The organism is Streptomyces sp. NBC_00358 (genome assembly GCF_036099295.1).
Taxonomy (GTDB): domain Bacteria; phylum Actinomycetota; class Actinomycetes; order Streptomycetales; family Streptomycetaceae; genus Streptomyces.
This window is the reverse complement of record NZ_CP107976.1, coordinates 494,318-516,943: the sequence shown is the minus strand read 5'-3', so window position 1 is coordinate 516,943 and position 22,626 is coordinate 494,318. Positions and strand designations below refer to the sequence as shown.

Here is a 22,626-nt window from a genome sequence, read left to right as displayed (position 1 = left end):
GCAGGTCAGGCCGCCTTGGCGGGCTGGTTTCGTAGAAGGTTCCGTCGCGGAGTATGGCGAACATGACATCGGCACGGCGGCACGGCGACACGCGCGCTGCCCCGCACACACGATAAGTAGAGCATCATGATCCGAGTTCCCACCTGCGTACTCAGCAGCTTTCAGGCACCCCAGATCTCTCACGGCCACGACCCCGACCAGTTCGTGCAGATCGGTTCGTTGACCAAGCCGCTCACCGCAACTGTCCTGACCGCCTTGGCCGATGACGGAGTCCTGAGCCTCGACGACCCGCTGGAACTGTTCCTGCCGGTGCCCAGCGGCACGGGAATCACCCTGCGCCGGCTTGCCGAGCACACCTCGGGCCTTCCTCGGTTACCTCCCGGCATCAGCGGGCGCGATCCCTACGTGGCTTTCGACGCCGACGCCCTGGATTCGGTCGTACGGCACCTCGACACCCTGATCACAGCTCGCGCGGGGACGGCCGAGGAGTATTCCAACCTCGGATACGCGCTCCTGGGCGCCGCTCTGGTCGCGGCCACCCGCACCCCGTACGAGGAGTTGCTGCACCGCCACCTTCTCGATCCGCTCGGTGTCGCAGACGTCGCCGCCGATCCGCCGTCCGGCAGACGTCTGTGCCGCCGAGGGCTGTTCGGCCGGCCTCGGCGGCCCTGGTCCATGGACGGCGCGATTCTTCCCGCCGGCGGGCTGTGGGCCACTCCACGGGCCGCCGCCCGCCTCCTCATCGACCTGCTTGTCGACCGCAGGCTGGGCGAGCCGGCACCGGCCTGGCAGAAGGCGGGAAGCCTGCTGTGGCACAACGGCGCGACACGCGGCGCGTCCGTCTTCGCAGGAGCCTCACCGCAGGGCTGGATCCTTGTTCACCGTCTGTCCGGTCGAAACAACGTGACGGACAAGATGGCCCTGGACATGCTCAGACTCTTCATCGGGCCACAAGGCTGATGGTCGGAACGGACCTGGAACGCTAACGGCCGCCAGGCCCTACGACGTGATCCGGTCGGCGCTTTCCGCTCCCGCGCTCCCCTCTCCAGTAGTAAAAGGAGGGCCAGGTCTCCAGTAGCAAGGAGGGCCAGGAGCGGCAGCACGGCGCCGAGCGGGGCGAGCCCGGTCCGGCCGCCTTCGCTCATGTCTGCCCACCGGCCGTACCCGGTTCTGTCGGTGCAGGGACTTGGTTGCGTCGGTACCCCGAACGCGGCCAGAGATAGGCGGCGGGGCCTGAGCGTGAGTGATCGAATGGGAGTGCGTCGATCTGAGGGGCAGCCGCATACTCAGCGCATGGACTTGCCCTCCGATCGGTTTCGGGATCCGCGCAGTACCGAGTACGACTTCATCGGCTCGATCATTGTCCGATGCCCGGGTTGTGCGAAGGCCGCTCGTGTCGGTCCAGCGCCCGAAGACTCCGATCCCGAAGGGCTGTTCCGGCCTCGACGTCTGGTCTGCCGTGGCTGCGGACTGTCACTGGTGTGGAGCGGGCGTCGTGTCACGCTCTCTCGTGGCACAGCTCAACCTGCAACGGATCCGTACTTCGGTATGCCGCTGTGGTTCCAGGTGGAGACCCGCCATGGGTGGCTGTGGGCGTACAACCTCGAACATCTCGACCTGATCCGCCGTTTCGTACAAGCGTCGCTGCGAGAACGAGCACCTTGGTACGACACCGGACAAAAGATGACCTTGGTGGCCCGCCTTCCGGTATGGATCAAGCGAGCGAAGAACCGAGACGAGATCCTGCGTGCCGTCAGCCGGATCCACGCCTCACTGGCTGCCGCCTGACCTGCTCACGAACGTCCGGACGGCACTCGAACCGCGATGGCCGTGCTGAAGCTCGTCGTCCTCGTGCTGTTCCCGCGCGGTGGGTGGTCCATGGGGCGGTGGCAGTCATGGCTTCACCGAAACTGGGAAGGCCACCGCTACGTCGAACGGTTCGTGGACTTGAATGCAGTGGTGTCGCTGTCCGACCCAGGCGGTCGAAGAGGTTGCGCAAGGCGTCGGCGTGCCAGTGATCCGTAGTTCGGTTTGCCGGGCTTGTCGTGCCGTCGCCGGTAGTGATCCATGGCGCCCGTCGAGACGGTCAGGGCAGCGAAGGCCCCCAGGCAGCCAGCGTGGGTGAGCCGGTCTTTCTTCACCCGGCAGCGGGTGAAGCTCGACTTCTTGCCAGGAGCACGGGTGGCGTCCTCGACCAGCGGCGGCTGGTGCGCGTACTCGAAGCGGAAGACCTCGCGGATCCGGCACCTCCTCGATCGGCTCCGCCTGCTCGGCGGCCGGCGTCCGCAGTCGACAGGGCTCTTCGCACCCGGTTGTCGTCAGCTCTCCCGGAGCCGTCTGTTCACGGTCGACTGTGCCCTGCTCGACCCAGTTCGCCGTTCCTTCGGTGCGGTCCCCTTCTACCGGGCCACCTCGGTGGCGGTCTTCCCGGAGGAGCGCGCGAGCGTGACGGCGTCCCGTCTGGACTCTCCGAGTCCTGCCGGCTGAGGCTGCTCCTGCTTCCCACCTGGCACTACCTCCTCTGGAACCCCACGCCTAGGTCTCCGGGCGCCCACGATCAAGGGGGAGGTTCACTCTCGACGGCCACCCGATGTGCGTGCGCACCCGCTGACCTGCTAGCGTCCTCCTCGCCCCAAAAAACCTGTTGACACAGGTCGGACGGGGAGGCAGGGTTGAACAGTTGCCTAGAACTGGACACGTCCGGTGGCAGCGGTTAGAGTCTGCTCGCTTCTCAAAGCAATCGACACGTCGATTCAGAAGAAGCCCCTCCTGATGATTCAGAAATGGTTGCCGGTCAATCCGGCCCACAGATTCTGATAAAGTCGGAGCCGCTGGAAAGAGAAACGCGAAAGCGGATTACCTGGAAAGCGCCGAGGAAATCAGGCCCGAAAGGATCTGATAGAGTCGGACTCGCTGGAAAGGGAAACGCGGAAGCGGGAATCTGGAAAGCGCCGAGGAAATCGGATACGGAAACGGTCTGATAGAGTCGGAAACGCAAGACCGAAGGGAAGCGCCCGGAGGAAAGCCCGAGAGGGTGAGTACAAAGGAAGCGTCCGTTCCTTGAGAACTCAACAGCGTGCCAAAAATCAACGCCAGATTTGTTGATACCCCGTCTCCGGCCGATCGGTCGGGACGAGGTTCCTTTGAAAAAGTCCTGCCGGGCATTGTTCCGGTAGGCGCATCAGCGAGGACGCTGTGAACCGAAGGGATTATTCCTCCCTCCGGTTCCGCTCTCATGATGTTTCACCGGATTACCGGTAAACATTCACGGAGAGTTTGATCCTGGCTCAGGACGAACGCTGGCGGCGTGCTTAACACATGCAAGTCGAACGATGAACCACTTCGGTGGGGATTAGTGGCGAACGGGTGAGTAACACGTGGGCAATCTGCCCTTCACTCTGGGACAAGCCCTGGAAACGGGGTCTAATACCGGATAACACTCCTGCCTGCATGGGCGGGGGTTAAAAGCTCCGGCGGTGAAGGATGAGCCCGCGGCCTATCAGCTTGTTGGTGAGGTAGTGGCTCACCAAGGCGACGACGGGTAGCCGGCCTGAGAGGGCGACCGGCCACACTGGGACTGAGACACGGCCCAGACTCCTACGGGAGGCAGCAGTGGGGAATATTGCACAATGGGCGAAAGCCTGATGCAGCGACGCCGCGTGAGGGATGACGGCCTTCGGGTTGTAAACCTCTTTCAGCAGGGAAGAAGCGAAAGTGACGGTACCTGCAGAAGAAGCGCCGGCTAACTACGTGCCAGCAGCCGCGGTAATACGTAGGGCGCAAGCGTTGTCCGGAATTATTGGGCGTAAAGAGCTCGTAGGCGGCTTGTCACGTCGGGTGTGAAAGCCCGGGGCTTAACCCCGGGTCTGCATTCGATACGGGCTAGCTAGAGTGTGGTAGGGGAGATCGGAATTCCTGGTGTAGCGGTGAAATGCGCAGATATCAGGAGGAACACCGGTGGCGAAGGCGGATCTCTGGGCCATTACTGACGCTGAGGAGCGAAAGCGTGGGGAGCGAACAGGATTAGATACCCTGGTAGTCCACGCCGTAAACGGTGGGAACTAGGTGTTGGCGACATTCCACGTCGTCGGTGCCGCAGCTAACGCATTAAGTTCCCCGCCTGGGGAGTACGGCCGCAAGGCTAAAACTCAAAGGAATTGACGGGGGCCCGCACAAGCAGCGGAGCATGTGGCTTAATTCGACGCAACGCGAAGAACCTTACCAAGGCTTGACATACACCGGAAAGCATTAGAGATAGTGCCCCCCTTGTGGTCGGTGTACAGGTGGTGCATGGCTGTCGTCAGCTCGTGTCGTGAGATGTTGGGTTAAGTCCCGCAACGAGCGCAACCCTTGTTCTGTGTTGCCAGCATGCCCTTCGGGGTGATGGGGACTCACAGGAGACTGCCGGGGTCAACTCGGAGGAAGGTGGGGACGACGTCAAGTCATCATGCCCCTTATGTCTTGGGCTGCACACGTGCTACAATGGCAGGTACAAAGAGCTGCGAAGCCGCGAGGCGGAGCGAATCTCAAAAAGCCTGTCTCAGTTCGGATTGGGGTCTGCAACTCGACCCCATGAAGTCGGAGTTGCTAGTAATCGCAGATCAGCATTGCTGCGGTGAATACGTTCCCGGGCCTTGTACACACCGCCCGTCACGTCACGAAAGTCGGTAACACCCGAAGCCGGTGGCCCAACCCCTTGTGGGAGGGAGCTGTCGAAGGTGGGACTGGCGATTGGGACGAAGTCGTAACAAGGTAGCCGTACCGGAAGGTGCGGCTGGATCACCTCCTTTCTAAGGAGCATCTAGGCCGCCAAGCTTGCTTGGTGGTCCAGGGCCATTACGTCGGCACACGTTCGACGGTGGTTGCTCATGGGTGGAACGTTGATTATTCGGCACTCTTGACTGTCTTCTCCTTCCAGTACTGTCCTTCGGGGCGTGGAAAGAATGAGGGAAGCGGGAAGAGGGTCGGGCACGCTGTTGGGTGTCTGAAGGTACGGCCGAAAGGCTGCCTTCAGTGCCGGCCCCAGTGAACTTGCCTCCGGGCAGGGTGATGGGTGGTTGGTCGTTGTTTGAGAACTGCACAGTGGACGCGAGCATCTGTGGCCAAGTTTTTAAGGGCGCACGGTGGATGCCTTGGCACCAGGAACCGATGAAGGACGTGGGAGGCCACGATAGTCCCCGGGGAGCCGTCAACCAGGCTTTGATCCGGGGGTTTCCGAATGGGGAAACCCGGCAGTCGTCATGGGCTGTCACCCATACCTGAACACATAGGGTATGTGGAGGGAACGCGGGGAAGTGAAACATCTCAGTACCCGCAGGAAGAGAAAACAACCGTGATTCCGGGAGTAGTGGCGAGCGAAACCGGATGAGGCCAAACCTTGTATGTGTGAGACCCGGCAGGGGTTGCATGCAAGGGGTTGTGGGATCTCTCTTTCACAGTCTGCCGGCTGTGAGACGAGTCAGAAACCGTTGATGTAGGCGAAGGACATGCGAAAGGTCCGGCGTAGAGGGTAAGACCCCCGTAGTCGAAACATCAACGGCTCGTTTGAGAGACACCCAAGTAGCACGGGGCCCGAGAAATCCCGTGTGAATCTGGCGGGACCACCCGCTAAGCCTAAATATTCCCTGGTGACCGATAGCGGATAGTACCGTGAGGGAATGGTGAAAAGTACCGCGGGAGCGGAGTGAAATAGTACCTGAAACCGTGTGCCTACAAGCCGTGGGAGCGTCGCGCATTGAGTTTACTCAGTGCGTCGTGACTGCGTGCCTTTTGAAGAATGAGCCTGCGAGTTTGCGGTGCGTTGCGAGGTTAACCCGTGTGGGGAAGCCGTAGCGAAAGCGAGTCCGAATAGGGCGATTCAGTAGCGCGCTCAAGACCCGAAGCGGAGTGATCTAGCCATGGGCAGGTTGAAGCGGCTGTAAGAGGTCGTGGAGGACCGAACCCACCAGGGTTGAAAACCTGGGGGATGACCTGTGGTTAGGGGTGAAAGGCCAATCAAACTCCGTGATAGCTGGTTCTCCCCGAAATGCATTTAGGTGCAGCGTCGTGTGTTTCTTGCCGGAGGTAGAGCACTGGATAGGCGATGGGCCCTACCGGGTTACTGACCTTAGCCAAACTCCGAATGCCGGTAAGTGAGAGCGCGGCAGTGAGACTGTGGGGGATAAGCTCCATGGTCGAGAGGGAAACAGCCCAGAGCATCGACTAAGGCCCCTAAGCGTACGCTAAGTGGGAAAGGATGTGGAGTCGCACAGACAACCAGGAGGTTGGCTTAGAAGCAGCCACCCTTGAAAGAGTGCGTAATAGCTCACTGGTCTAGTGATTCCGCGCCGACAATGTAGCGGGGCTCAAGCGTACCGCCGAAGTCGTGTCATTGCAGCGTATAGCCCCAACGGGTGTTGTGATGGGTAGGGGAGCGTCGTGTGCCGGGTGAAGCCGCGCCGGAAGGCAGTGGTGGACGGTTCACGAGTGAGAATGCAGGCATGAGTAGCGATACACACGTGAGAAACGTGTGCGCCGATTGACTAAGGGTTCCTGGGTCAAGCTGATCTGCCCAGGGTAAGTCGGGACCTAAGGCGAGGCCGACAGGCGTAGTCGATGGATAACCGGTTGATATTCCGGTACCCGCTGTGAAGCGTCAAACATTGAACCAGGCGATGCTAAGTCCGTGAAGCCGCCCCGGAGCCTTCGGGCAAGGGGGAGTGGTGGAGCCGACGGTCCAGACCTGTAGTAGGTGAGTGATGGGGTGACGCAGGAAGGTAGTCCATCCCGGGCGGTGGTTGTCCCGGGGTAAGGGTGTAGGCCGTGTGATAGGCAAATCCGTCACACATTAAGGCTGAGACCTGATGCCGAGCCGATTGTGGTGAAGTGGATGATCCTATGCTGTCGAGAAAAGCCTCTAGCGAGTTTCATGGCGGCCCGTACCCTAAACCGACTCAGGTGGTCAGGTAGAGAATACCGAGGCGTTCGGGTGAACTATGGTTAAGGAACTCGGCAAAATGCCCCCGTAACTTCGGGAGAAGGGGGGCCATCACTGGTGATCCGATTTACTCGGTGAGCTGGGGGTGGCCGCAGAGACCAGCGAGAAGCGACTGTTTACTAAAAACACAGGTCCGTGCGAAGCCGTAAGGCGATGTATACGGACTGACGCCTGCCCGGTGCTGGAACGTTAAGGGGACCGGTTAGTCACTCTTCGGGGTGGCGAAGCTGAGAACTTAAGCGCCAGTAAACGGCGGTGGTAACTATAACCATCCTAAGGTAGCGAAATTCCTTGTCGGGTAAGTTCCGACCTGCACGAATGGCGTAACGACTTCTCGACTGTCTCAACCATAGGCCCGGTGAAATTGCACTACGAGTAAAGATGCTCGTTTCGCGCAGCAGGACGGAAAGACCCCGGGACCTTTACTACAGTTTGATATTGGTGTTCGGTTCGGCTTGTGTAGGATAGGTGGGAGACTGTGAAGTGCGGGCGCCAGCCCGTGTGGAGTCGCCGTTGAAATACCACTCTGGTCGTGCTGGATGTCTAACCTGGGTCCGTGATCCGGATCAGGGACAGTGTCTGATGGGTAGTTTAACTGGGGCGGTTGCCTCCTAAAGAGTAACGGAGGCGCCCAAAGGTTCCCTCAGCCTGGTTGGCAATCAGGTGTTGAGTGTAAGTGCACAAGGGAGCTTGACTGTGAGACCGACGGGTCGAGCAGGGACGAAAGTCGGGACTAGTGATCCGGCGGTGGCTTGTGGAAGCGCCGTCGCTCAACGGATAAAAGGTACCCCGGGGATAACAGGCTGATCTTCCCCAAGAGTCCATATCGACGGGATGGTTTGGCACCTCGATGTCGGCTCGTCGCATCCTGGGGCTGGAGTCGGTCCCAAGGGTTGGGCTGTTCGCCCATTAAAGCGGTACGCGAGCTGGGTTTAGAACGTCGTGAGACAGTTCGGTCCCTATCCGCTGTGCGCGTAGGAATATTGAGAAGGGCTGTCCCTAGTACGAGAGGACCGGGACGGACGAACCTCTGGTGTGCCAGTTGTCCTGCCAAGGGCATGGCTGGTTGGCTACGTTCGGGAGGGATAACCGCTGAAAGCATCTAAGCGGGAAGCCTGCTTCGAGATGAGTATTCCCACCCCCTTTGAGGGGTTAAGGCTCCCAGTAGACGACTGGGTTGATAGGCCAGATCTGGAAGGCGGGCAACCGCTGGAGGTGACTGGTACTAATAGGCCGAGGGCTTGTCCTCAGTTGCTCGCGTCCACTGTGTTGGTTCTGAAACCACGAACAACCGTCGTAGCTATGCCACGGCTCCGGTTGACAGTTTCATAGTGTTTCGGTGGTCATAGCGTGAGGGAAACGCCCGGTTACATTCCGAACCCGGAAGCTAAGCCTCACAGCGCCGATGGTACTGCAGGGGGGACCCTGTGGGAGAGTAGGACGCCGCCGAACAAATTTTGAAGAAAACCCCCGTACCGGGAAACCGGTCACGGGGGTTTTCTGCGTTCAGGATGTGTTTTCGCGAACCAGTTAAGGGCCAACGACTTTCCTTGTGGGCCGGCCTGTCAGATCTGCCACGTGCGGAGGACGCCGGCGATGTCGTAGATACTCAACCGGGTCTCGCGGACTTTTCTGATCAGGTCGGGCAGAGCCCCGTAGGGAGGGTCGATTCCTTCTCCGGACTGGTCCATGTACTGGCCGGTGATGAAGGCGGCGAAGAGACTGTTGCGGTGGGGGAGCGGTTCGAGGCGCACGATGGTGTGCAGGAGCGCGGCCGCGCGCCATGCCGTGTCGGGGTTGGACGTGGCGAGCGTAGGCATGCGCGTCTTGTGGCGTGCGACGGCGGCGACAAGGGCCGAATAGTCGGTGACCGTCACGTCGTCATTGCCGAGGGCGACGTCCTGGACGTCCAGGAGCCAGGGCACATCGATGTAAAGGGTCATCAGGCGGCAGTGGCTCCCTCACCGCGCTGTGACGGGGGAATCTCGTCCGGGAACGCCTCGTCGAACTCCTCGCGGAGCCTGTCCGCCCACGAGGCGGCGCCGGTCACGAACTGCTTGCGCTGCATCTCGCGGACGCCGAGGTCGTGCATGTACTGCTTAAGGCTCTTGCCCTCGGCCGCGGCGGACGCGCGCACGGCTTCCATCTCTGCGTCGGTGAAGGTTACATTCAGTGATGGCATACCGGCATGGTACCTATCCGGTACCGTCTCGCGCGACCCCTTGGGAGAATGGTTCGGACAGCACCAGGCGGCTGGTCAGTAGCCGCCCGTCTGTGACGATGACGAGGTCTTGGTGATCGCCTTGCCGTCGGTGCCCAGCACGTACCATTTGGCGCCGAAGGCGTCGAGCCCCTGTCCGTTGGTCTGCCCGGCCTTGGTGTCGTCGATGAACGTGTAGAGCGGGTGCCCCTTGTACGTGACCTGCTTCGAGCCGTCGCTGCGCGTGATGGTCGACAGCAGCTTGCTGTTGACGCCACCCCCGGCGGTCGGCTTTCCGTGCGCCTTCAGTGGTGGCCAAGCCTTGGCGCAGTCCCCGTAGCAGGTGGACTTGTTGGTCTTGTCGGACTTGAAGAGGTAGAGGGTGTGCCCCTTGCTGTTGACGAGGATCTTGCCGAGCGGACCGGACTTGGTGGACACCGTCGCGGGGGACGAGGCGCTCACCGCCGATCGCGATGTCTGTACGGCGGCAGCCGAATCGTGGCTGCTGCCATCGGCGTACGCCACGGTGGCCGCGGACACGAAGAGCGCAGTTCCAGTGGCTGCGATGAATGCTCGGGTGTGGTGCTTCACGAGAATCCTCCGGCTGCGATTGCCTCGGAGTGTCTTGCGGCCGTTCCAGATCGGCGCGCGTCGCGTACTTCCCATTACACGCCAAAGTTGGCAACCCAGCCACAGGACCGTCCGTCACCACCTCAGGCTCGCGGCGGTAACGCGACGTATGCTCTCCAACTTGATCTCGAGCGGGGCAGCCTCGGCCGGCTTGCCACCGAGTGCAGTGACACGGTGGGCTTGGCGGGCGGTGATCGGCGAGGTGGTGGTTGGGCTGCCGTGAGCGGCGGAAGGCGGGATTTCGCCGGTGTGGAGTTCCGGCGTTGACATCTTTGCGGGCGGTCGCTTTACTCCGGGACAGCACCGGAGCTGTGCTCCGTGTTCAGAGACACGCCCAGCCGGTATGCAGGCCTCGTGCCGCGAGCCCGGCCCGAGTCGCCAGGACGTTCGTACGCGTCCGAGGCGGGGACGTGCCCTCTTCCTTCTGGGAGCTCATCCATATGAGCCGTTTAAGTCCTCCTTCCCGCAAACTCATCGGTACCGTCGTCGGCGCGGCGGCGCTGGTCGGCGCTCTGGTCGCCCCGGCGACCTCCGCGCAGGCCGCAGCCGTGCCACTGCCGCCCACACACGTCGGCTTCGACTATCAGATCGGCGGTGCCTACACCCCGCCGGCCGGGGTGAAGGTCGTCACCCGGGACAACGCCGCCTCCCCGGCGGCAGGCCTGTACAACATCTGCTACGTCAACGCCTTCCAGGCGCAGCCGGGTGCCGAGAACGAATGGGACTCCGATCTGCTGCTGCGCGACTCGTCCGGCAAGGTCGTCTATGACGAGGACTGGGGTGAGGCCTTCCTCGACATCAGCACCGACGGCAAGCGGCAGCGGATCGCCGGCAAGATCGGAAGTCTCATCGACAGCTGCAAGGCCAAGGGCTTCCAGGCGATCGAGCCCGACAACTACGACAGCTACACCCGTTCCGGGAACCGCCTGACGGCCGCCAACGCGCAGGGGCTCATCAAGCTGCTCTCCGCCCGTTCCCACGCGGACGGCCTGGCCATCGCCCAGAAGAACACTCCCGAGCTGGCCGGCAACCACACCGCCAACGGTCTGGACTTCGCCGTGGCCGAGGAGTGCGGTCAGTACGACGAGTGCGGCGACTACACCAGTGCCTTCGGGAACAACGTGATAGTGATCGAGTACACCAACTCGGGCAGGTCGAAGGCCTGCAGCGGGTGGGGCGGCTCGCTGAGCATCGTCCAGCGTGACGTGGACGTCAAACCTGCGGGCAGCAGCGGCTACGTGCGCAAGACCTGTTAGACCGCGGGCCGACTTGAGTCGGGTGCCGACCTGCGGCGGCTGGGGTGCCGTCGCAGGTCGGCATGGCTTCTACGGTTCCGCGCTCGGCCGTCTTCTTCGAACCGAACCGGTCGGGCGGGATCCCGCCCGCACAACCGCCGCCGGAGCTTCGGTTCCTGCCTCCGGCAGGGCGTCGTACTGGTGGGAGTCGGTCCCGTTCCCGGTGCCGGCGGGCTCCGGGCTGGGTTCCCCGCAGCTACTTGTCCTGCTCGGTGGTGCGTTCCTCGGCGCCCTGGCTCGTGGGCAGCAGATGCTGCAACTGCGTGTACCGCTGGGCGCAGGCTGTTTGTGCGATGGCTTCGGAGACCGCGTCGGCGAGGGGGCGGGACGATTCGCTCAGCAGAGTGCGGGCCTTGTCGGTGAGGGCCACCTCGACGCCGCGCCGGTCGCCGCATGCGGAGTTCTTGGTGATCAGTCCCGCATGTTGCAGGCAGGCCACCTGGTAGGTCAGCCGCGTCTTGGGGCGGCCCAGCAGTTCCGCGATCCGTGTCATCCGCAGGCTGGAGCCGGGCTGGTCGGCGAGCAGGCACAGCAGCAGGAACTCGTCGTGGGAGATCCCGGTCGCGTCCTTCACCCGTGAGCGGAGCTGCTGTTCGATCGTGCCGGCTGCGGCCAACAGCCGCATCCAGGAGCGGAGTTCGGCGGGCAGGAGCCCGGCGTCGTCCGACGGCTCGCGTTCGGGCTGATCGGCGGGAGCGGGTGAGTCGGCCATGGTGTCACAGTCTAACGGTTGTCCATTTTTGGATAACCCGCTAGCGTGCGGGAGTCATCCAAATTTGGACTACTGGGCCGGGTGCCCGGCTCTCGGATCGCGGACACGGCTCCCCGTTTCCCTTCCTCCTCAACTGTTCTGGAGAACTCCCATGACCGTCGTCATCGAAACCGGCCCGTGGCAGCTGGATCCCGCCCGCTCCACCGTGGCCATCGCGCATCGGACCATGTGGGGCCTGGTGACGGTGAAGGGCGCCTTCGGTGGCGTCACGGGCGAGGGTGAGATAAAGCCCGACGGGACCGCCCACGGTGTTGTGACCGTGGACGCGACGTCGTTGGACACGAAGAACGCGAAGCGGGACGAGCACCTGCGCGGCAGTGACTTCTTCGACGCCGAGAACCACCCGACCTTCGCTTTCGCCGTCAACGGCGCAGTGGTGCCTCAGGACGAGACCGCCGAGATCGTCGGCCAGCTGACCGTCCGGGGTGCCAGCAGCCCGCAGACCGTCACCGCCCACGTCACCGCGTCGAGTGACGACGCGATCAGCCTGGCCACGGAGTTCACCGTGGACCGGGAGCAGTTCGGGATGGTCTGGAACCAGCTGGGGATGATCCGCGGCCTGACGACGGTCACCGCGACGCTCACTTTCGCCCGCGCGGCCGTCTGAAGAGCCGACGCGCCCGCCCCCTGACCCGGACACCTGAGCGGCACCCGCGCGCTGCCGATGCGCCGGCTGTCCGAGCGGAGCCGAGCGTGAAGTCCGGGGCCGGGCCGGTGTACCCCAGGTGTCCGGCCTGCGCGCTGGTCGTCAGCGCGCGGCGGCGTCGTCATGGCTGCCTTCCGCAGCGGGACCAGCGCCAGGGCTCGGGAGCCGCCAACCGCCGGGCGGCGTGTTCGTACACTCCGTGCGGCGGGACGGCGAGCGTGGTGCCGCCGGCCCGGGCGAGGAGCAGGTTGGAGCAGGCCTCTTTTTTTTGGGCGTTACATCCGCAGGAGGGCGCGTGTCCGTGGCTGTGTGACGCTTGCGACCTTCGGTCCTCTTGTCGACGTCGATGTCGACGCTCTGCCTGGCCTCTGCCTGCCTCTGCCTGTCCTCGGCGGTGTTCGCTGAGGTTTTCATGCTCTGCTGATCGATCGACTTGCGTTGGAGTGTGCTCGAACTCGTAGCGTCGCGGATACGACCACGGCGCACGAGGCCCGTGTCGTTGTCCGTCTCTCACGGGATGCCGCCTTGGCCATTCGCCGTTTGGATGGATGAGGGGCTTCGTGCGCTCGAGCGACAGGAAAGGGCTGAGACACGCCATGCAGAATCGCAGTCTGCGGGACCTCCGAGTATCGTCCATCGGCCTTGGCTGTATGGGTATGTCCGCCTTCTATGGATCCACTGATCAGCAGGAGAGCATCGCGACCATCCGGCAGGCCCTCGACCTCGGGGTGAACTTTCTCGACACCGCGCAGATGTACGGGCCGCTCACCAACGAATCGCTCGTCGGCGAGGCGATCCGGGGGCATCGCGAGGAATACGTGATCGCGACGAAGTTCAACTACCGGATGGACGACGCCGTACCCGGCGACATCAGCACGGTCGGCCCGCAGGACGGCTCGGCCGAGCACGCCCGAAGCTCGGTCGAAGGCTCCCTTCAGCGTCTGGGGACCGACTACATCGACCTGTATTACCAGCACCGGGTCGACCCGAACGTACCCATCGAGGAGACCGTCGGCGCGCTCGGCGAACTGGTCGCCGAGGGCAAGGTGCGCACCATCGGCCTGAGCGAGGCGAGCGCCGAGACCATCCGGCGTGCCAACGCCGTCCACCCGGTCACCGCGGTGCAGAGCGAGTACTCGCTGTGGTCACGGGACGTGGAGGCCGAGGTGCTGCCCGCCTGCCGTGAGCTGGGCATCGGCTTCGTGCCGTACTCGCCGCTCGGCCGAGGATTCCTCGCCGGCCGGTTCGCCTCGCCGGACGATCTGGACGCGAACGACTGGCGCCGCCAGAACCCGCGCTTCCAGGACGCCAACCTGGAGGCGAACCAGCGGCTGGCGGCGAAGGTGAAGGAGATCGCCGCCGAGAAGGACGTACTCCCGGCCCAGCTGGCCATCGCCTGGGTACTGGCCCAGGGCGAGCACCTGGCACCGATCCCCGGCACCAAGCGCCGTACGTACCTAGAGCAGAACGCCGCCGCGGTCGACATCACGCTGACCAAGGAAGACCTGGCCCGCATCGACGCGGAGCTGCCCGAGGCGGCGGGTGAGCGGTACGACGAGGCAGGGATGCGATCCGTCAACCGTTAGTCCGGGTGTGCGGCCAGACGGAGGGCACGCGGCTGCCAGGATGCACCGGCATCCGGGCAGTACCGCGAAAGCCCGGCTGCCTTGGCCGGGGTCTTGTTCGTGCCCCGAACCCTGTTCCGGTGGCGGAGGAGTCCACGGTCGGCGGTTCTTGGACTGGGCCCGCGTTGAAGAAGCGAGGCCCTGGCGTCGTGAGGACCGCCGCCACCGGGTTCTCGCCCGCCGCGGTGTCAGCAGGTCCGAGGAGATCACCTCCTACATCGCCCGCTGCCATTGTGTCGGCTGCGTTGTGCGAATGATCATGAGACGGTGGAGACGGATTGGTGGGTGGCGCTCGGGGACTCGGAGCGGGAGCAATGGGGATACGTTCCCCGTCAGACGGTTGGGCCGCTGAGCTTCGGGGCCGATCGACATGAAGCGGTCACGATCAGGGCAGGGCATGGCTTTGCTGCCGAGGAGTGCGAGATCGAGCGCTGGAACCCGCAGCGTGCGCAGTGGCGAGTCGAGTTCCGCAGGGCCGAGTCGGACGAGCATCGACCTGCGGTGAAGTGCTACTTCGTCGAAGGCGTGTGCTTGACCTGCGTGCTCGTCGATGGGCTGCGTGGTCCCCAGGTCACGTGTGAGGGGATCCGCTTGATCGGCCGCGTGCCGTCAGAGCTGGACGCGGAGCTGGAGGCCTGCGCCGTGGAGCGGGACTTGAGTTGGTGGTACGGCCCTACAGGCGACCTGTGCTGGTCCGACTTCGCGTTCGATCGGGGCGCGCAGCGCGCCGGCGATACGGTCTTGAGCTGGGCGTCGTTCTGCAACCCAGGGGAGATCGCGCACAGTTCATGGGACATCGCTCCGGTAGAGGTTCGGCGCCATCGGTAGTCCGTCCCTCGGGCTGAGGCGCAGGTGCGAGCTGAATTCACCGGAGGAGGGCTGACCATGATGGTGCTCACTCGGAAGGCAGGTTGATGTGGACCCCCGGGGCCTCCCGAAGCTCATGGAATGGGTTGTCCGCAAGAGCTCAACGGCCCATGAGGGGGCGAACGCCGGTCCCCGGTGCAGTGTCTCCTGACCGGCTTGTGGCTGGAGCCGTGATCGACCCCGGGGATCCGGAGGTGGCACGCGGTCGCCCGAGCGTACGTGGCGCCGCCTGTCCCGCGGTGGGTTCTGGGCCGGGATCGGCCTGTGATTCACTACGGTGCATGGTCCTGTCTCTGCGCACGTGCGCCTGCCGGTGAACACGGATCCGATCGCGGCCACCAGACCGCGCAACCGCAGACAGCTCATCGTCGAGGCCGCCGGCCGCGTCTTCAGCAAGCGGGGCTATCACGCTGCTTCCATGGAGGAGATCGCCGCCGACGTGGGTATCAGCGCGGCGGCCCTGTACCGGCACTTCCCCAACAAGTACGCGCTGTTCGCCGAGTGCGCGCATGTCATCGCGGACCAACTCGCGGCGGCGGTCGACGAGTTGCCGCCCACGGCGGGCCTTACGGAGGTGCTCGGTGCCGCCACCCGGGCCGCCGTCGCCCATCGCGCGTCGGGTGGCCTGTACCGATGGGAGGCGCGCTATCTCGAGCGCGGGGACCGTCGGCTCCTCGGGGTGAAGGTCGCGCGCGTCGTCGGCCGGGTGACCGAGGCGGTGCGGCGCGAATACGCCCTGCCAGACCCGGACCTGCACGCCGTGGCCGCCCTCGGCGCGATCGGGTCCATCACGATGCATCACGTCTCCATCGCCCAACGCCGGGTCGAGGAGGTGCTGTTGGCCTCCGCCCTGCGGGTGTGCTCGACCGATCCCGCGAGGCCGGTCGGCGGCCCGAGCCGTGTGGAGCTGCCCGTGCAGCCCGTTCCGCGCACGCGACGCGCCGAGATTCTCGCGGCCGCCATCCCGTTGTTCGCCCGGGACGGGTTCGTCAAGGTCACGAACGGGCAGATCGCGGAGGCGGTGGGGCTGGCCCCGTCGGCGATCTACCGCCACTATCCCACCAAGGTGAACATCCTGGTGGCGGCGTGCATGCAGGCGGCGGGGCTGCTGTCACAGGCTGTCGAGCAAGGCCTCAACGAGGTCACGGACCCGCACGAGGCCGTGCTCTCGCTCGCGGCGACGTACGTGGCCTACAGCTTCGAGCACACCGAGCTCACCAGTGTCGCGGAAGCCGAGATCGCCGGGCTGCCGTCCGACGTGCGCCAGCCCCTGATCCTCGCGCAACGTGAGCACATCGACCTCTGGGAGCAGCAACTGCGTCTGGCCCGGCCGGAGTTGGATCCGCGCCAGGCCCGGGTCCTGGTGCACGCCGGATTCGGCGTCGTGGTCGAGGCCGGCCGCAGGCTGGGCTGGCAGGACACGCCCGAGCACCGGGAGACCGTGACGGCTCTGGTCGTGGCCGCCCTGGGCGCGTAGGGCGTGTCACGCCCGTCGCGGGGCGGGGCGGTGGTGGTGGCGGGCGACGGTGCCGTCGGTGGTGTGGAGCCGGAGCGCCCCGAGACCGGTCGGCACGGTCGCGGGGCGCCAGGCGAGCCGGAGCGTCGCTTCAGGCGCCGGGCCGGTTCGCGGTGGGGAGGGTGATCGGGGTCTGCGTGGGTGAGGTGCCGTTGTTCAGGAAGAGCATCGCGATGCCCCGCAGGGCCTGGTCGAACAGGGAGAAGCCGTTGGGCACGATCGGCGACAGCCCTTCGCGGAAGGCGACGTACAGGGGCCAGGCCGACTGGATCAGGGCCCGGGACACCAGGTCGTGCGGCAGGCTGAGCCAGTCGGCGTACTGGTCGCCGATCAGATAGCGGGTGAACTCGCTGACGAATCCGGTGTCCAGGCCGGCCACGGGCTCCTCGACATACCCGAGCAGGGTCCTGGCCAGGTCGATGCCCTCGGCCGTGGGGGCGACGACCGGCCACAGCATCTGGGTCGCCTGCGCCTGCGCGTCGGACCAGCTGGCGGGGATGAACTGGTCCTGCACACCGAGGAGATGAAGAGCCACCTGCCAGGCGTGCAGGTCGGCGGCCTGCTCGGTCGCCGACAGCGGGATGCCCCACTTCCTCATGTTGTTGTGGGCGACCGTGGCCACGGAGTGGAACGTGCGCAGGATGTCGCCGTTGCTGATCGGCTTCGGCTGGTCCGCGGTCGCGGCGAAGTGCGTCGAGGTCGGCAGCAGGAGGCGGACGGCGGCGTGCACCAGACGCGTCTTGTTGGCGGTGACCAGGAAGTGTCCCGCGGGCTTCCAGGCGTTCCCGTTGTGCAGGTCGTAGCCGAAGGTGAAGGTCTTGGCCGCGCGGGCCTTCATGTCGGCGCCGCCGGCGGACCAGTAGACCGCTCTGGCTTCCCGCGGGATCACGGTGCTGAGGACCCCGCTGCCGAGGCTCTCGGACACGAACAGGTAGCTGCTCAGACGCGTGTAGAGCGTCTCGGACGCGGCGAGCAGGGCGGCATCGGCCCATGACGGCAGCTTGTTGACCTGAGTGAGGTAGCTGGTGAGGTAGCCCGGCATGCCGGACGGCAGGGAGTCGGCGTTGTTCGTCCACGATTCCCAGGCCGTGTTGACCGCCGGTATCGAGCCGTCGCCGAGGAGGCGGCTCGCCACGTCGTCCGCCACGGGGTCCCAGACCGAGAAGGGGTCGGTGACCGTGTCGGTGGCGGCGAGGGAGCCGCTGGAGGACCACGACCACGCCTGGGACACGTTCGTCACGCCCACGAGGCCGAGCGCGGCGCCGAGCGTCATGGCACGCCTTCTGCTGAGATTTCCCATTCACTTACCTACTTTCGAGGTAGGTCGGACGTTCCCTTGTGTCGCGGTCGGTCGCGGCCGGAATGGCCAGGCTGGGGCGGCTACAAGGTTGTCCACCGATGTGATTTCTGATTAACATAACGACGCGATCCGGCGGCGGCAAGACCTCTGCACGCCTCAGAGAACACTGCTCTCGCACCGTGTCGTACGGCTCCCGGTCCCCCGGTTTCGCCCCCGCGGACCGGCCAGGAGCCGGCGCGCCTCCACCCGTCCGGCATCCCTAGGAGCGCCATGAGTACGGAGCAGGACCAGATCGAAGCGCCTCCGCCCCGAACGGCGAGTCCGCGACCCGCGTGGGTGACCGACGAGCTGATCGAGCGGTGGTGTGCGTGGGTGCACCACGACGAGACCCGCTCGGAACGGCGTGCCGCCGCGACCGTCGCGGCCCTCGCGCCGTACGACCTGTCACCGATCGCACCCGTGCCCGTATGCGACCCGCAGGACGTCGTCGCCGCGGCCGCGACGGCCCGGGACGCCCAGCCCGCATGGGCACGGACGCCGATCGGGCGCCGGGGCGAGATCGTGCTCGCCTTCCACGACCTGCTGCTGCGACGGCAGGACGAGGTCCTCGACCTGATCCAGTGGGAGACCGGCAAGGCGCGGTTCCACGCCTGGCAGGAGGTGGCGCAGGTCGCCGCGATCGCCCGGCACTACGCCCGCCGAGCCGCCAAGTACCTGGCCACGCGTCAGGTTCGGGGCATGGTGCCCGGCCTGACGAAGGTCAGGGAGGTGCGGGTGCCCAAGGGACTGGTCGGTGTCGTCTCCCCGTGGAACTATCCCCTCTACCTCGGTGTCGGGGACGTACTTCCCGCGCTGCTGGCCGGCAACGCCGTCGTCTCCAAGGCGGACTCCCAGGCCGCGCTGACCCTGCTGTGGACGCGGGAGCTGATGGCGCGGGCGGGTCTGCCCGCCGACCTGTGGCGGATCGTGACCGGGGACGGCGGAGTGGTGGGCGGCGCCGTCATCGACGCCGCCGACTTCGTCTGCTTCACCGGCTCGACGGCCACCGGACGCACCGTCGCCGAACGCGCCGCCCGGCGGCTGGTCGGCTGCTCCCTCGAACTCGGCGGGAAGAACCCGCTCATCGTGCGCGCGGACGCCGACATCACCGCGGCGGCGGCCGGCACCGCCGTCGCCGCCTTCGCGAACACAGGGCAGATGTGTATCCACATCGAACGCGTCTACGTCCACGAGGCGGTCTACGACGCCTTCCGTGACGAACTCGTGCGGGCGACACAGGCGTTGCGGCTCGGACGGTCCTACGACTACGCGGCCGACCTCGGCTCCCTGGTCTCCCCGGCGCAGCTCGCGGCGGTCGAGGCCCATGTGGCCGACGCCGTGGCCAAGGGGGCGAAGGTGCTCGCGGGCGGCCGGCCCAGGCCCGACATCGGCCCGCTGTTCCACGAGCCCACCCTCCTCGAAGGCGTCACCCACGAGATGGACGTCTGCGAGGCCGAGACCTTCGGCCCCGTCGTCTCCCTCTACCGCTACGTCACGGACGACGAGGCCGTGAGCCTGGCCAACCAGGGGAGTTACGGCCTGTCGGCGTCGATCTGGTCGAGGGACACCCGCACGGCGAACCGGATGGCCGGGCTCATCCGCTGCGGATCGGTCAACATCAACGACGGTGCCGCGGCCGCCGCCGGCAGCATCGAGGCCGGCATGGGCGGCATGCGCGACAGCGGCCTCGGCCGCCGCCACGGCGCCGAGGGCATCCTCAAGTACACCGAGAGCCAGACCGTCGCCGCGCAGCGACTCATCCCGCTCGGCCCGCCGCCGAACGGGTCGGTGGAGGGCTTCGTACGCCGCACCAACGGCCAACTGGCCCTGCTGCGCCGGATGCGTGTGCGGTGAACGACCTCGCATCCCCCACAGCCGAGCGGTGGCGGGCCCTGCGCGCGGCGGCCGGGCCGATCGACCCGCGTGAACTCGACGCCCTGTGGGCGGACCTCGACACCGTCGACGCAGCGTCACTGCTCGGCTCCTGGCGGGGTTTCGCCTTCCCGACCGGCCATCCCGTCGAACGGATGCTGACCGCGAGCCGGTGGCACGGCAAACGCTTCGACGCCCTGGACGACGCCAAACCGCTGATCTGCCGGGCCGAGGACGGCAGCCTCTACTCCGACACCACATCGGGCCGCGGCGGGGCCAGCCTGTGGAACATCGAGTTCCGCGGCGAGGTGACCGCCACGATGGTGTACGACGGCATGCCGGTGTTCGACCACTTCAAGCGGGTGGACGGCGCTCACCTCTTGGGCGTGATGAACGGCAAGGCCGGCGGGGTGCTCGCCGGCGGCCACCGGTTCTACTTCGGCCTGGAGCGGGAATGAGGATCTCCGCGCTGCTCTCGCACGGGTCCGCGCCCAGCGAACTCGTCGAGGCCGAACTGGACGACCCGCGGGCCGACGAGGTGATCGTCCGGATCGAGGCGGTCGGCGTGTGCCACACGGACCTCGTCACCCGGGACCGGCTCGGCCGGCGGCCGGCGGTCCTCGGCCATGAGGGCTGCGGCACCGTCGAGCACCTCGGTTCGGCCGTCGACGATCTCGCGGTCGGGGACCGGGTGGTGATCTCCTTCGCGTCGTGCGGAGGATGCGGTCAGTGCCGTGGCGGGCATCCGGCGTACTGCGCCTGGTCGCAGGCGCTCAACGGTTCGGGACGGAGGCTGGACCGGTCACCGACGATACGTGTCGGCAGCGAGCCGGTCTTCGGGGCGTTCTTCGGCCAGTCGTCTTTCGCCACGGCCGCGTTGACGCCGGCCGGATCCTGCGTACCGGTCGGCGACGCGCCACCGGAGGTCGTCGCACCACTGGGGTGCGGGTTCCTGACCGGGGCGGGCGCGGTGCTCAACGTGCTGCGCCCCCGGCCGGGCGACCGGCTGCTGGTGGTCGGTGCCGGCGGCGTGGGCGCCGCCGCGGCGCTGACCGCCCTGTCCGAAGGCGTCGAAGTCGTCGTGGCGGAGCCCGTCGCGGCGCGGCGCGCCCTCTGCGCCTCCTGCGGTGCCACGGCCGTCGCCTCGTTGGACGAACCCGTCCCCGCGGTCACGCACGCCCTGGACACCACGGGGCGGCCCGAGTCGATCGCCCGCGCGCTCGCCCTGCTCCAGCCCGGCGGTGTGCTGGCACTGGCCGGGCTCGGGCCCGCCGAAGTGGCCCTCGACGTACGGTCCTTGATGCTGCGCGGGCTCCAGGTGCGCGGCTGTGTCGAGGGCGATGCCGAACCGTCGGCTCTCATACCCGAACTGGTCCGACGTTACCGGGACGGTCTGTTGCCCCTCGACCGCCTGGTGACCACCTACGCCCTGGGCGACTTCGACCGGGCGGTGGCCGACCAGCAGGCCGGTCTGACGCTGAAGCCGGTCCTCCTGCCGCGGTCGCCTCGGCCACCCCGGTCGCCTCGGTGCTGACCGCACGCTCCGCCCCTCTGCCCGCCGCCCCCGATCCGGAACAGGACGCCCGATGGCCCATGTGATCTCCACCGAACGGTCGCTCTACGAGGACGAGCACGAACTCCTGCGCAAGACGGCCCGTGCCTTCGCCGACAAACACGCCGCCCCGCACGCCGAGCGGTGGCGGGCCGCGGGCAGGGCCGACCGGGCGCTGTTCACGGAGGCCGCCCGGGCCGGCATCCTCGGCTTCAACATCCCCGAGGAGTACGGCGGCGGCGGGGTCGACGACTACCGCTTCAACGCCGTGATCGGTGAGGAGTTCTCACGCCACCCCGCCGCGGACGCACTCGCCGGGGTGACCCTCTCCAACGACATCGTCGTGCCCTACTTCACCGACCTCACGGACGACGAGCAGAAGGCCCGCTGGCTGCCCGGCATCGCGGCCGGGGACCTGGTCGTCGCCGTGGCGATGACCGAACCCGGAACCGGCAGCGACCTGGCCGGCATCACCACCACCGCCGTCCGGGACGGCGACGACTACGTGGTCAGCGGCAGCAAGGTCTTCATCTCCAACGGCCAGAACGCCGACCTCGTCGTCACCGCGGTCCGCACCGGCGAGGACCGTCACGACGGGATCAGCCTCCTGGTCGTGGAGGCGGACCGGCAAGGCTTCTCGCGCGGGCGCAACCTGGAGAAGATCGGCCTGCACGCCCAGGACACCAGCGAACTGTTCTTCCAGGACGTCCGCGTGCCCGCCCGTAACCTGCTCGGCGAGGAAGGGGCGGGCTTCAAGGCCCTCATGCGCAACCTGCCCCAGGAGCGGATCTCGATCGCCGCCAACGCCGTGGCCTCCGTCGAGGGAGTGCTCGAACGCACCCTGGAGTACGTCAAGGAGCGCACGGCGTTCGGACGGCCGATCGGCACCTTCCAGAACACCCGCTTCGAACTGGCCGAGATGGTCACCACCGCCCGGGTGGGCCGCGCCTACCTGGACGACCTGCTCGCCCGGCACTCCCGTCGCGAACTGAGCGCGGTGGACGCCGCGTCCGCGAAGTTCTGGGCCACCGAGAACTACGTCGCCATCGTCGGACGCTGCCTGCAACTGCACGGCGCCTACGGCTACATGCGCGAATACCGCATCGCCCAGGACTATCTCGACTCACGCATCACCACCATCTACGGCGGCACCACCGAGATCATGAAAGAGATCGTCGGCCGCGATCTGGGTCTGTAGAGCCCCTGTTCGGGCCCGTGCTCGGGCGCTCGTTCGGGCGTCGCGCAGCACCACATCGTCGAGCACGCAGGCGGCCGAGTACGCCGGCGGCCGAGCACCCGGCGGCCCGGGTGCTCCGGCGGGTTCAGCCTGCCGGTC

General features: G+C 66.0%; 17 protein-coding genes, 3 rRNA genes and 1 pseudogene. 16 read left to right on the top strand and 5 right to left on the bottom strand.

All coding sequences use genetic code 11. From position 1 onward, the window contains the following. Nucleotides 1-126 precede the first annotated feature (126 nt). The 6 genes from OHT01_RS02035 to rrf all read left to right on the top strand — a co-directional run bounded on the left by OHT01_RS02035 (nucleotide 127) and on the right by rrf (nucleotide 8,428). Nucleotides 127-960 (top strand): serine hydrolase domain-containing protein, encoded by an 834-nt coding sequence (locus OHT01_RS02035; protein ID WP_328551341.1) that lies wholly within the window; start codon nucleotides 127-129, stop codon nucleotides 958-960. 333 nt (nucleotides 961-1,293) lie between these two features. Next, nucleotides 1,294-1,788 (top strand): hypothetical protein, encoded by a 495-nt coding sequence (locus OHT01_RS02030; protein ID WP_328551340.1) that lies wholly within the window; start codon nucleotides 1,294-1,296, stop codon nucleotides 1,786-1,788. A gap of 393 nt (nucleotides 1,789-2,181) precedes the next feature. Further along, complete coding sequence (locus tag OHT01_RS02025; RefSeq protein ID WP_328551339.1) at nucleotides 2,182-2,487, top strand: hypothetical protein; 306 nt, start codon at nucleotides 2,182-2,184, stop codon at nucleotides 2,485-2,487. Between the two features lie 777 nt (nucleotides 2,488-3,264). Beyond that, nucleotides 3,265-4,790: ribosomal RNA gene (locus OHT01_RS02020) — 16S ribosomal RNA — on the top strand. Between the two features lie 310 nt (nucleotides 4,791-5,100). After that, a 23S ribosomal RNA gene (locus tag OHT01_RS02015) occupies nucleotides 5,101-8,225 on the top strand. Nucleotides 8,226-8,311: 86 nt separating this feature from the next. After that, nucleotides 8,312-8,428: ribosomal RNA gene (rrf, locus tag OHT01_RS02010) — 5S ribosomal RNA — on the top strand. The 16S, 23S and 5S rRNA genes sit together here, the layout of an rRNA operon. Nucleotides 8,429-8,541: 113 nt before the next feature. On the opposite strand, the gene OHT01_RS02005 is transcribed toward rrf, so the two are convergent. The 3 genes from OHT01_RS02005 to OHT01_RS01995 all read right to left on the bottom strand — a co-directional run bounded on the left by OHT01_RS02005 (nucleotide 8,542) and on the right by OHT01_RS01995 (nucleotide 9,716). Further along, nucleotides 8,542-8,919 carry a toxin Doc gene (locus tag OHT01_RS02005; protein ID WP_328551338.1) on the bottom strand — a complete coding sequence of 126 codons (378 nt, stop codon included), beginning with the start codon at nucleotides 8,917-8,919 and terminating at the stop codon, nucleotides 8,542-8,544. Further along, nucleotides 8,919-9,158 (bottom strand): hypothetical protein, encoded by a 240-nt coding sequence (locus OHT01_RS02000; RefSeq protein WP_328551337.1) that lies wholly within the window; start codon nucleotides 9,156-9,158, stop codon nucleotides 8,919-8,921. Before OHT01_RS02000 ends, OHT01_RS02005 begins: the two co-directional genes overlap by 1 nt. Before the next feature lie 75 nt (nucleotides 9,159-9,233). Beyond that, complete coding sequence (locus OHT01_RS01995) at nucleotides 9,234-9,716, bottom strand: COG4315 family predicted lipoprotein (RefSeq protein WP_328551336.1); 483 nt, start codon at nucleotides 9,714-9,716, stop codon at nucleotides 9,234-9,236. 530 nt (nucleotides 9,717-10,246) lie between these two features. Between OHT01_RS01995 and OHT01_RS01990 the strand changes: the two genes are divergently transcribed. Further along, a complete protein-coding gene (locus OHT01_RS01990; protein ID WP_328551335.1) occupies nucleotides 10,247-11,062 on the top strand; it encodes an endo alpha-1,4 polygalactosaminidase in 816 nt (271 codons plus the stop codon). Nucleotides 11,063-11,297: 235 nt separating this feature from the next. Here the strand turns inward: OHT01_RS01990 and OHT01_RS01985 are convergent, their stop codons facing one another. Beyond that, nucleotides 11,298-11,813, bottom strand: a complete 516-nt coding sequence (locus OHT01_RS01985) for a MarR family winged helix-turn-helix transcriptional regulator (protein ID WP_328551334.1) — start codon at nucleotides 11,811-11,813, stop codon at nucleotides 11,298-11,300. Nucleotides 11,814-11,964: 151 nt separating this feature from the next. On the opposite strand from OHT01_RS01985, the gene OHT01_RS01980 reads away from it, so the two are divergent. The 5 genes and pseudogenes from OHT01_RS01980 (at nucleotide 11,965) to OHT01_RS01960 (ending at nucleotide 16,488) form a co-directional block, all read left to right on the top strand. Beyond that, complete coding sequence (locus tag OHT01_RS01980; protein ID WP_328551333.1) at nucleotides 11,965-12,480, top strand: YceI family protein; 516 nt, start codon at nucleotides 11,965-11,967, stop codon at nucleotides 12,478-12,480. A 635-nt stretch (nucleotides 12,481-13,115) separates the two neighbouring features. Further along, a complete protein-coding gene (locus OHT01_RS01975; protein ID WP_328551332.1) occupies nucleotides 13,116-14,105 on the top strand; it encodes an aldo/keto reductase in 990 nt (329 codons plus the stop codon). A gap of 115 nt (nucleotides 14,106-14,220) precedes the next feature. Then, nucleotides 14,221-14,415 (top strand): annotated as a pseudogene (locus OHT01_RS01970) (IS701 family transposase); the annotation flags it as partial. A gap of 14 nt (nucleotides 14,416-14,429) precedes the next feature. Next, nucleotides 14,430-14,972 (top strand): hypothetical protein, encoded by a 543-nt coding sequence (locus tag OHT01_RS01965; RefSeq protein ID WP_328551331.1) that lies wholly within the window; start codon nucleotides 14,430-14,432, stop codon nucleotides 14,970-14,972. 352 nt (nucleotides 14,973-15,324) lie between these two features. Next, on the top strand, nucleotides 15,325-16,488 hold the full coding sequence (locus OHT01_RS01960; RefSeq protein ID WP_328557999.1) for a TetR/AcrR family transcriptional regulator: 1,164 nt from the start codon (nucleotides 15,325-15,327) through the stop codon (nucleotides 16,486-16,488). A gap of 130 nt (nucleotides 16,489-16,618) precedes the next feature. Here OHT01_RS01960 and OHT01_RS01955 read toward each other — a convergent pair whose 3' ends face one another. After that, nucleotides 16,619-17,800 (bottom strand): oxygenase MpaB family protein, encoded by a 1,182-nt coding sequence (locus OHT01_RS01955; protein WP_443043350.1) that lies wholly within the window; start codon nucleotides 17,798-17,800, stop codon nucleotides 16,619-16,621. 297 nt (nucleotides 17,801-18,097) lie between these two features. On the opposite strand from OHT01_RS01955, the gene OHT01_RS01950 reads away from it, so the two are divergent. Genes OHT01_RS01950 through OHT01_RS01935 form a run of 4 tightly spaced genes read left to right on the top strand, consistent with a single transcriptional unit; the run spans nucleotide 18,098 to nucleotide 22,488 of the window. Next, nucleotides 18,098-19,720 carry a succinic semialdehyde dehydrogenase gene (locus OHT01_RS01950; protein WP_328551329.1) on the top strand — a complete coding sequence of 541 codons (1,623 nt, stop codon included), beginning with the start codon at nucleotides 18,098-18,100 and terminating at the stop codon, nucleotides 19,718-19,720. Further along, complete coding sequence (locus OHT01_RS01945) at nucleotides 19,717-20,196, top strand: DUF4334 domain-containing protein (protein ID WP_328551328.1); 480 nt, start codon at nucleotides 19,717-19,719, stop codon at nucleotides 20,194-20,196. Before OHT01_RS01950 ends, OHT01_RS01945 begins: the two co-directional genes overlap by 4 nt. Continuing rightward, nucleotides 20,193-21,272 carry an alcohol dehydrogenase catalytic domain-containing protein gene (locus OHT01_RS01940; protein ID WP_328551327.1) on the top strand — a complete coding sequence of 360 codons (1,080 nt, stop codon included), beginning with the start codon at nucleotides 20,193-20,195 and terminating at the stop codon, nucleotides 21,270-21,272. Before OHT01_RS01945 ends, OHT01_RS01940 begins: the two co-directional genes overlap by 4 nt. A gap of 52 nt (nucleotides 21,273-21,324) precedes the next feature. Next, nucleotides 21,325-22,488 carry an acyl-CoA dehydrogenase family protein gene (locus tag OHT01_RS01935; protein WP_328551326.1) on the top strand — a complete coding sequence of 388 codons (1,164 nt, stop codon included), beginning with the start codon at nucleotides 21,325-21,327 and terminating at the stop codon, nucleotides 22,486-22,488. Nucleotides 22,489-22,626 lie beyond the last annotated feature (138 nt).

Bases quoted from the DNA above. Each gene is read 5' to 3' on its own strand.
- OHT01_RS01950 (WP_328551329.1), top strand. From the start codon at position 18,098: ATGAGTACGGAGCAGGACCAGATCGAAGCGCCTCCGCCCCGAACGGCG.
- OHT01_RS02030 (WP_328551340.1), top strand. From the start codon at position 1,294: ATGGACTTGCCCTCCGATCGGTTTCGGGATCCGCGCAGTACCGAGTAC.
- OHT01_RS02000 (WP_328551337.1), bottom strand. From the start codon at position 9,158: ATGCCATCACTGAATGTAACCTTCACCGACGCAGAGATGGAAGCCGTG.
- OHT01_RS01985 (WP_328551334.1), bottom strand. From the start codon at position 11,813: ATGGCCGACTCACCCGCTCCCGCCGATCAGCCCGAACGCGAGCCGTCG.
- OHT01_RS01940 (WP_328551327.1), top strand. From the start codon at position 20,193: ATGAGGATCTCCGCGCTGCTCTCGCACGGGTCCGCGCCCAGCGAACTC.
- OHT01_RS01955 (WP_443043350.1), bottom strand. From the start codon at position 17,800: ATGACGCTCGGCGCCGCGCTCGGCCTCGTGGGCGTGACGAACGTGTCC.
- OHT01_RS02035 (WP_328551341.1), top strand. From the start codon at position 127: ATGATCCGAGTTCCCACCTGCGTACTCAGCAGCTTTCAGGCACCCCAG.
- OHT01_RS01990 (WP_328551335.1), top strand. From the start codon at position 10,247: ATGAGCCGTTTAAGTCCTCCTTCCCGCAAACTCATCGGTACCGTCGTC.
- OHT01_RS01935 (WP_328551326.1), top strand. From the start codon at position 21,325: ATGGCCCATGTGATCTCCACCGAACGGTCGCTCTACGAGGACGAGCAC.
- OHT01_RS01980 (WP_328551333.1), top strand. From the start codon at position 11,965: ATGACCGTCGTCATCGAAACCGGCCCGTGGCAGCTGGATCCCGCCCGC.
- OHT01_RS01975 (WP_328551332.1), top strand. From the start codon at position 13,116: ATGCAGAATCGCAGTCTGCGGGACCTCCGAGTATCGTCCATCGGCCTT.
- OHT01_RS02005 (WP_328551338.1), bottom strand. From the start codon at position 8,919: ATGACCCTTTACATCGATGTGCCCTGGCTCCTGGACGTCCAGGACGTC.